Source organism: Propionispira raffinosivorans DSM 20765 (assembly GCF_000381065.1).
Taxonomy (GTDB): Bacteria; Bacillota; Negativicutes; order Selenomonadales; family Selenomonadaceae; genus Propionispira; species Propionispira raffinosivorans.
Genome location: NZ_KB905846.1, coordinates 142,354 through 150,650 on the forward strand (window position 1 = coordinate 142,354; position 8,297 = coordinate 150,650).

Annotated in this window: 9 protein-coding genes and 1 pseudogene; 1 reads left to right on the forward strand and 9 read right to left on the reverse strand. The window is 38.6% G+C overall.

Annotated features, from left to right (window positions below; genetic code table 11):
* Positions 1–5: 5 nt before the first annotated feature.
* From F606_RS0108490 to motA, 7 genes are all read right to left on the reverse strand, one after another.
* Entirely contained in the window at positions 6–896 is an 891-nt protein-coding gene (locus F606_RS0108490; protein WP_019553458.1) for a ComEC/Rec2 family competence protein, read from the reverse strand.
* 86 nt (positions 897–982) lie between these two features.
* Positions 983–1,333: a type II toxin-antitoxin system PemK/MazF family toxin gene (locus F606_RS0108495; RefSeq protein ID WP_019553459.1), complete on the reverse strand. Its 351-nt coding sequence runs from the start codon at positions 1,331–1,333 to the stop codon at positions 983–985.
* A gap of 2 nt (positions 1,334–1,335) precedes the next feature.
* Positions 1,336–1,581, reverse strand: coding sequence for a CopG family ribbon-helix-helix protein (locus tag F606_RS0108500; RefSeq protein WP_019553460.1), 246 nt, complete (start codon positions 1,579–1,581; stop codon positions 1,336–1,338).
* Between the two features lie 83 nt (positions 1,582–1,664).
* On the reverse strand, positions 1,665–3,215 hold the full coding sequence (locus tag F606_RS0108505; RefSeq protein ID WP_019553461.1) for a bifunctional ADP-dependent NAD(P)H-hydrate dehydratase/NAD(P)H-hydrate epimerase: 1,551 nt from the start codon (positions 3,213–3,215) through the stop codon (positions 1,665–1,667).
* Positions 3,212–3,592 (reverse strand): holo-ACP synthase, encoded by a 381-nt coding sequence (gene acpS, locus F606_RS0108510; RefSeq protein WP_019553462.1) that lies wholly within the window; start codon positions 3,590–3,592, stop codon positions 3,212–3,214. The genes F606_RS0108505 and acpS overlap by 4 nt, the downstream gene beginning before the upstream one ends.
* 83 nt (positions 3,593–3,675) lie before the next feature.
* Positions 3,676–4,437, reverse strand: coding sequence for a flagellar motor protein MotB (locus F606_RS20805; RefSeq protein ID WP_019553463.1), 762 nt, complete (start codon positions 4,435–4,437; stop codon positions 3,676–3,678).
* 3 nt (positions 4,438–4,440) lie between these two features.
* Complete coding sequence (gene motA, locus F606_RS0108520) at positions 4,441–5,226, reverse strand: flagellar motor stator protein MotA (RefSeq protein WP_019553464.1); 786 nt, start codon at positions 5,224–5,226, stop codon at positions 4,441–4,443.
* Positions 5,227–5,725: 499 nt separating this feature from the next.
* Between motA and F606_RS0108525 the strand changes: the two genes are divergently transcribed.
* On the forward strand, positions 5,726–6,622 hold the full coding sequence (locus F606_RS0108525) for a LysR family transcriptional regulator (protein WP_019553465.1): 897 nt from the start codon (positions 5,726–5,728) through the stop codon (positions 6,620–6,622).
* Positions 6,623–6,674: 52 nt separating this feature from the next.
* Here the strand turns inward: F606_RS0108525 and F606_RS0108530 are convergent, their stop codons facing one another.
* Together F606_RS0108530 and F606_RS23645 are read right to left on the reverse strand one after the other, a co-directional pair.
* On the reverse strand, positions 6,675–7,922 hold the full coding sequence (locus tag F606_RS0108530) for a glycosyl hydrolase family 18 protein (protein WP_019553466.1): 1,248 nt from the start codon (positions 7,920–7,922) through the stop codon (positions 6,675–6,677).
* A 219-nt stretch (positions 7,923–8,141) separates the two neighbouring features.
* A pseudogene (locus tag F606_RS23645) lies at positions 8,142–8,297 on the reverse strand (IS200/IS605 family transposase); the annotation flags it as partial.

Sequence of the window (8,297 nt, forward strand, 5' to 3'; positions counted from 1 at the left end):
TTTATTTATTTCTCCTTCTGAATGTTATAGGTTTTCCCATCTGTGGTAACCGTAATCGATCCATCCTGATCAGTACGGTATAATTTGATATTTAAAGCATTATATTTATTCAACGTAACCTGATGCGGATGACCATAATCATTACCTGCGCCAAGTGAAACCAATCCAGCCTCTGGTGCAATGGCTTGCAGATAGTTTCGATTGGAAGAGGTTTTACTGCCATGATGAGGTACTTTCAATATCGTACTTTTTAGCTCTTTGCCATATGTTTTCAATAGACCTTTTTCTGTCTCCGCTTCGCTATCGCCAGTAAACAACATCGAAAAATCACCATAAATAAGTTTACCGACAATAGAATCTGCATTTAAATCACCATCAGCCTTAATCATCTGTGCTGTTGGACTAAAAACCCTAAAACTGACACCGCCGCCAAAATCCAATTGATCCCCCGCCAAAATTTGTTTATAGGCAATGTTCTTATCTTTTATCCATTTCAAATAAGTCTGGTAGGTTTTCGTATTCGTTGTTTGTCCATTATCATAAACCGCTTTGACATTAAATTGTTTGAATAAAATATAAGCTCCACCAATATGATCACTATGGGGATGGGTAATAATCAATTTATCAATCGTTGTTATTCCTTCTTTTTTCAGGAGACTCATCAAGCGTTCTCGCTCATCGACATCACCTGTGTCAATCATAATCACCTGTTCGGAAGTTCTGATTAATACAGAATCGCCCTGTCCGATATCAAGCATTTTAATCGTCACATCTTGCGACTCTTGACTTTGCAGCTGTCCCTGCTGTAGCGTCTTTGTGCTGCATCCAGTAAAAAGAAAAAGACTTAATATGATGAATACACTACAAACCTGTATTTTATTTTTCAAAAAAAACATGATCGAAACCAACACCTCGAAAATTCCCAACTTTTTGCAAAAATAAAATAGGCAGAAAAAAACCTGCCTATTAAACATCAAACGAATTAAAATTGTACCAAGCCTACACTGATTCCAATGGCTTCATCCACTTTGACCATGAATTTATCTTGTAGTATCGTGATCTTTTCTTTTAACCGCTTTTTATCTACAGTTCGCAGCTGTTCTAAAAGAACCACGGAATCTCGTTCAAGATTACACTCCTTGGCATTCAATTCAACATGCGTCGGCAGCTTTCCTTTGCTAATCTGCGCGGTAATCGCCGCCACAATGACTGTAGGGCTGTATTTATTACCAACATCATTCTGTACAATTAAAACAGGTCTAAGTCCACCCTGTTCCGAACCTATTACAGGACTTAAATTAGCGTAATAAATCTCCCCTCGTTTTACAATCATGGCTACTCCTGTCCTGCCATATCGGCATATAAACCCTCTTCCGCCAACGTTAAATTAATTGATGCCATTTCTTGATAACCTTTTTTCATGCTTTCGACAAAAGCCCTATGCCTGCGATCTTCGATATAAATGCCCATTGCGTCACGAACAAACTGGCTGCGGCTCAGTTTTTCAATTGATGCAATCGTATCGATTTGCTCAAGCATATTATCGGGAATACTGATCATAATGCGCCTTAATTCTGCCATCTTTCCACCCCCGCAGTTATAGCATTAAAATCTATTATTAGTATAAAATTTTTATACTCAAATGTCAATTTTTTCTTAGCGTTTTACTCTGCTTCAATTCCAAAACGAGCCGACGGAATTGCGTTTACAATATCACTGGCAATAATCCCGGACATACCTGCACGAGCTGCTAAATCACCTGCAAAGCCATGCAAATATACACCAGCAATTGCTGCCGTATAACTCAATAGCCCCTGTGCAGACAGAGCACTAATGGTTCCCGCTAAAACATCGCCACTCCCCGCTGTTGCCATACCAGCATTACCTGTCGTCGTAATATAAAGATTGCCATCTGGATATACAACAATTGTCTTCGCACTTTTCACCACAAAAATTGCATTATATTCAGCCGCTGCCCGGCGAGAAATTTCTAATAGATCTTCTTTTATTTCTTCTATCGACAAATTCAACAAAGTAGCTAATTCACCTAAATGCGGTGTTAATATCGGCATAATCTGTGCTTCTTTCAAGGACAAAGCCTTGCCATGATACGCATTAATTGCATCGGCGTCAAGAATCAATTGACGATCGGTTTGACGAACAAACTCTTGAATCAATTCAACTGTGGCAGGATTTCGCCCCAGTCCTGAACCGATTTCGACAACGTCATACTGCTGTGCTAATTCCAGTAATTTTGGCAAAGCGGATAGTCCTAATATGCCCGTATCAATTTCAGGCAGCGAGACCGTCATAACTTCCGTCAATTTCACTTCAAAAATATCATGCAAACTTTTGGCCACAGCCAAAGTAACCACACCCGCACCACTTCTCAGAGCCGCTTTCGTCACCAACGCGGCAGCTCCGGTAAGACCTGGTGAGCCAGCTATAACTAAGACTCTGCCACAAATCCCCTTATGTACATCTGGCGATCTTTTCACAAGAAGCCGTCGAACCATTTCTAAATCAATTAGAGTTTGGTTAATTTTCGAATCTTCGAGCAATACAGATGGAATTCCAATATCATCAACAAAAAGTTCTCCTGTCATTTGTGCACCGGGATAAAATAGCAGTCCGACCTTGGCAAGTCCAAGTGATAACGTCATACTTGCTTTAACAGCAACCGATACAACATTACCCGTATCCGCCTCCACACCACTTGGCAAATCAATTGATAGCACCTTTTTCCCTGAATTATTAATCATTTGAATTATTTTCGCCAACGGCTCCGTCAAGTTTCCTTTAAAGCCCGTCCCTAGCAGCGCATCAACCAAACAATCCGAAAATGCCAATGCAACTTGCACCTTATCCCAGTCGCGTTCCGTTACGAGCTGCAAAATATCAATATTCATATTTTCAACAATTTCCAAATTAATTTTAGCTTCATCCGTTATATGATCTATATTTCCTAATAAAAAAATTTTCACCCGGGCCCCACGATTGCTAAGGTGCCTGGCAGCAACAAACCCATCACCGCCATTATTGCCAGAGCCAGAAAAGATGCAAATTTTTTTATTTTTTAAATTCCCCACGAGTTTCTCAACCAATTTTGCTGCCTCAGTCCCAGCATTTTCCATCAACGCTACTGCTGGTATACCATATTGTTCCATTGCGGCAGAGTCGATTTCTCTCATTTTTGCTGCAGTTATTACTTTCATAGTGAATCCCTCCAAAAAATTACCTGTGCCGTTGCATATGCATGGGCATGGCTTAGTGATATAAAGATTTTATTTACCTCTAACCGTTTTGCTTCCTCACCAAAAAATCCATTTAAAAAAACATGGGGGCAGCCTTTTCCATCGGGCAATATTTCTATATCCAGTAAAGTTCCTTTCACGAGTCCCGTACCAAAAGCTTTTAAAACAGCTTCCTTCCCAGCAAAACGAGCAGCATACGATGCGGCTGACTGTGCCCCTCTACTTTGACAGTACTTAATTTCATTTGTAGTAAAAACTCTTTCAAGAAAACGTTTATTTTTAATTGCTTTTTTTATTCTTTCGATCTCTATTATGTCAATTCCTGTACCTAAAATCATATTTTTCCTCCCAACCACAAAAAAAGCCAACTCCTTAACCAAAATTAAAAAGTTAGCTGCCTTTTGCATCAATTTTATAAAAGTTACTGCATTGTCTGCATTTTACTACTATGATTAGCACGCGATATCAAAACTTCTACGCGTCGATTTTTCGCACGGCCTTCTTCCGTATCATTGCTAGCAGCCGGTCGATATTCACTATAGCCCACAGCACTAAAACGAGCCGGATTCAAATTATCACCTTGCTCTAAAATAAATTTCGTAAAATTGCTGGCTCTTTGTGAGCTTAAATCCCAGTTCGACGGAAATTGCGCATTTGAAATTGGAATGTTATCGGTATGCCCGGAAATAACAACATTCTGTTTGATTGACCCTAAAAGCCCGGCAATTACCGGACCAATTTTCTGTGAATCAGCCACAAGATCCGCACTGCCCGATGGGAATAAAGCGCGTTCTTTAATGCTGATCATAAGTCCATCTTCCGTGAGCACTGTGTTTAACTCTGCATCCAAACCATTTTCCTTGATGTATTTATCAAGAGCCTCTTTTACTGCTGTAAGCTGCTGGTTTTCGTCGACATAGGCTTGATTGATTTCTTTATCATCAGGAATTTCTGTACTTTGTGTCATGTTCGGCCCAGCCTTGTCAAACATAGATGGTCCACCCGTGTTAAACGCTGCACTAAAGGCCTGTGCCATCTCTGTTACTTTCTTCTGATCCGTCTGCGATACTGCAAACAATACAATAAACAGTGCCAGCAATAAAGTTAAAAGATCCGAATAAGGCAACAGCCATGCTTCACTAGCATGTTCTTCGTGTGCCTTATGTTTCTTTTTTCTAGCCATATTTTAGTTCCCCGCCTTACTGTCCTTAATTTGGTCACGTTCTGACTGCGGAATAAACACCATCAGCTTCGCTTCGATAGCAGTTGGTGAATCACCGGCTTGCAAGGACAAAACACCTTCAATAATCATACGTTTTTCAGCTATTTCAAGTTTTGACAGCATTTTTAGCTTATTGGCAATCGGCAGCCACAGTACATATCCCGTAAAAATACCCAGCAGCGTTGCAATAAATGCTGCCGCAATAGAATGTCCAAGTTTATCAATATCATTCAAACTTCCTAAGGCTGCAATCAGACCTACCACGGCACCCAAAACCCCAAGGGTTGGTGCATATGTACCCGCTTGTGTAAAAATCGACATACCATCATTATGGCGCTGTTCCATAACTTCAAGTTCTGCATCAAGAACATCACCGACAAATTCCGGATCCATACCATCAATGACCATATTTAAGCCAGATTTAAAAAACTGATCCTCAATATCAGATACTCTGCTTTCTAAAGCCAAAATTCCTTCACGACGTGCAATCTGCGATAACTCAACAAAAAGCTTCAACAACTCTGCTTTTGGCCGAGTCGATGGCGGCTGAAATGTTTTCTTAATCAGTTTTGGAAATGTACGCATTTGATCCGAAGTAAAACCCGTCAAAAGGCAAGAAAAAGTTCCTCCGATAATAATCAAAAACGCTGCTGGGTTATTAAGTGAAGAAATCGGAGCACCTTTCAGAACCATTCCCACAAAGACTGAAATAAACCCTAATAATAGACCGAATAATGTTGACTTTTCCAAAAGAAAGTCCTCCTTTTTCACGTACCACTAAATTTCATCATTGAATACTCATAAATGTTTACCTGAACCCCGAAGGGAGTAAAATCAGTTTATCTAAACTAATACATAATATTCCACAAGAAAACAGAAAAATCCTATCTAATATTGTGATTATTATCTTCATTTATTTTCTCTTTGACAATCTGTTAATATATCCCTGTTATTTATATCGGAATATTTACCAAAAAGTTAAATTTATTTTAAAAATTCAACGATATTTATTTTTTATCAATAGTATGTTACTATATTAATATCATTTATGCAAATAAAATATTTAAGAAAAAATGACTTGACGAAAAGGATGATTTCATGTGTTTTAACAAGATATGATTTATAAAATAATAAATTTTAGATATAATGTCTTATTATTCTTCCCAAATATGATATAATAATATTTAGATAACTTCAATTTATCATTACAATTTAAATCATCTAAATTCTATGAATATGGAGAGAAAAAATGGAATTACGACAATTAGAATATTTTCAAATGGCCAGCCGTTTAAAAAACATTACCCGTGCGGCTGAAAGACTCCGTGTATCACAACCAAATATCACCGTAGCAATAAAAAAACTTGAAGCTGAATTGGGTATTCAACTTTTCGATCGCAGCCAAAAGCAGCTATCCTTAACACCTGAAGGTGCTGTATTTTTAAATCGTATTGAACTTGCTTTACGCAATATTCAAGATGCTGTGCTTGAGGTCAACGATTACAAGCAATTACAAAAAGGTACTATTAAAATTGGTATTCCTTCCATGATAGGGTCTTATCTTTTCCCTAAAATATTTTCGAGTTTCCAGCGTCGCTATTCACATCTTGATATTTATTTATATGAAGAAGGCTCCATGGCGATTCGCGAACAATTAGAACGTGATGAACTCGATTTTGGAATTGTTATCATTAGTGGTGCTTCGCAAAATTTACAGCTTCTGCCAATGTCTACGAATCAAATCTTGGCATGTGTACCTGAACATCATGAACTCGCCAGCAAAGAGTCAATCAATATCTCAGATATGAATGATATTGACCTCATTATGCTAAAAGAAGGATCCTATTTACGTCATTTAGTTTTACAAAAACTAAAAAGTGCTAATATCACGCCAAATATCGTTTTAGAATCAAATCAAATTGAAACGATTAAAGGTCTGGTTGCCAGCGATGTCGGACTTGCCTATCTATTGGATTTTATTGCCGAAGATACACCTGGCATTAAAGCCCTTCCGCTGGAAGAGCCAATTTTTGTTGATGTTGGTCTTGCTTGGAAAAAAGATCGTTATATTTCTAAAGCTGCTCAATCCTTCATTGATTTTTGTAAAGGAACTTTGAGTCTGCAAAAAGGAAATATCCAAAAATAGAATAAAAATGACAGCTATCAAATATATTTTTACATTTGATAGCTGTCATTTTTTATTGTGTCTGTATCTTTTTCTTTGCCGATTGAACGATCTGCTCATGCGACCGTTTGTTGTCATTTTGATTAAGCTGCAATGCTTCAGCCTTAGGGCCTGCTAAGACGTTTTTTTCCTTCAAGACTGATTTCATATTCAAGGATTTATCAATAACAGCCCAAATCTCAGGTTTTTCAAACCCTTTTCGCCATGCTGCCACACCCGGTAACTGATATTTGTCGGCAAGCCCGACTTTGAGAGCAATCGAACGGGCATCTTCCTGCCAAACACGATATAATTTGCCATCTTCTTCATATTCGAAATAATATTGCCCTTGATCAGCCATCCATTGCGGCTGGAGTTGTTTCTCACGAATCAAATTTTCCGCTGCATCCATCGTGAGAGTTTTTGCCGTAACTTTACCATTGTTTTCTTCCCATTTACGCATATAAAAAGGTATCCCTAAAATCAATTTATGCGCCGGAACACTTTTTAATGTATTTATTATACCAGTTTCAACCCAGCCAATCGAAGCCACGGATCCGCTAACGGGGGAAGTTCGCCAATGTTCATCGTATGCCATAAGCATCACATAATCAACGGTCTCACCTAATGCCTGTCGATTATAACAAGTTGACCAGCGCGAGGTTTCCGAAGGTACTGTAATATCCATTGACACAATCGTACCAGTTTGTTCCAGTGCCGTTTTGATTTCTCGAACAAAAGCTGTCAACGCATCTTTATCCTCGTCATAAATATTCTCAAAATCAAGATTGATACCATCTAAATTATATTTTTCGATAAAAAACTGCAACTGGTTTACTACATATTGACGCGCTTTCGGATCATGTAAAACGGCACTCGTTAAATCCGGATCAAAACTATTGGTAATTAACGCCCAAACTTTATATCCTTTTGCATGGGCATTGGCAACATAACTTTCATCTGCACAATTTTTAATAAATCCATTTGTACCAACAATCGAAAACCAGGATGGTGCTATAACATTCATGCCGGGTACTTTATCAAGTGAAGCCAAGTTATTGACCGCTTCAAAGGTAGGCTGCCAGACAAGATTAATTTTAGCAGTACCAACAGCTGTGCTGGTATCATTCCCCATTGTCGGTTCCTGCTGCAGCACTAGCTTTTTAGACTGATTATCATCTAACGAAATTGTCTTAGCTTCTGATTTAGCCAAAACCATTCCTGGCAACAAAACCATGATTGATACAAAAACAGCCGTCATCCATCCTATATATTTTTGCACTACAAAATCCTCCTACGCATCGCTTTAATTTTTCACATATTTTTTATTATACCATGCCCGCTCTATTTAGATAAAGGGTTTAAAGTCATGACCTCCGGTAAACCGGAGGCTTGCTCAAGCCCTGGAAGGGCATATTACTAACATAAGCCCCTCAAGGGGCGTCCGAATGGTCTAACCAACGTTTTACTTTTTCGGGCGACCCCTAAAGGGGCTTTTTATTTATGCCTTTTGCTTCTTGCTACCCGTAAACGGGTCCACAAACTCTTTTAAACTCATTTGTTCTGTTATTTGATCTTGTTCTAGCTGATTCCTAATGTAGTTCTCTATCTGCTTTTTATTTCTTCCTACCGTATCCACAAAATAGCCGCGTGCCCA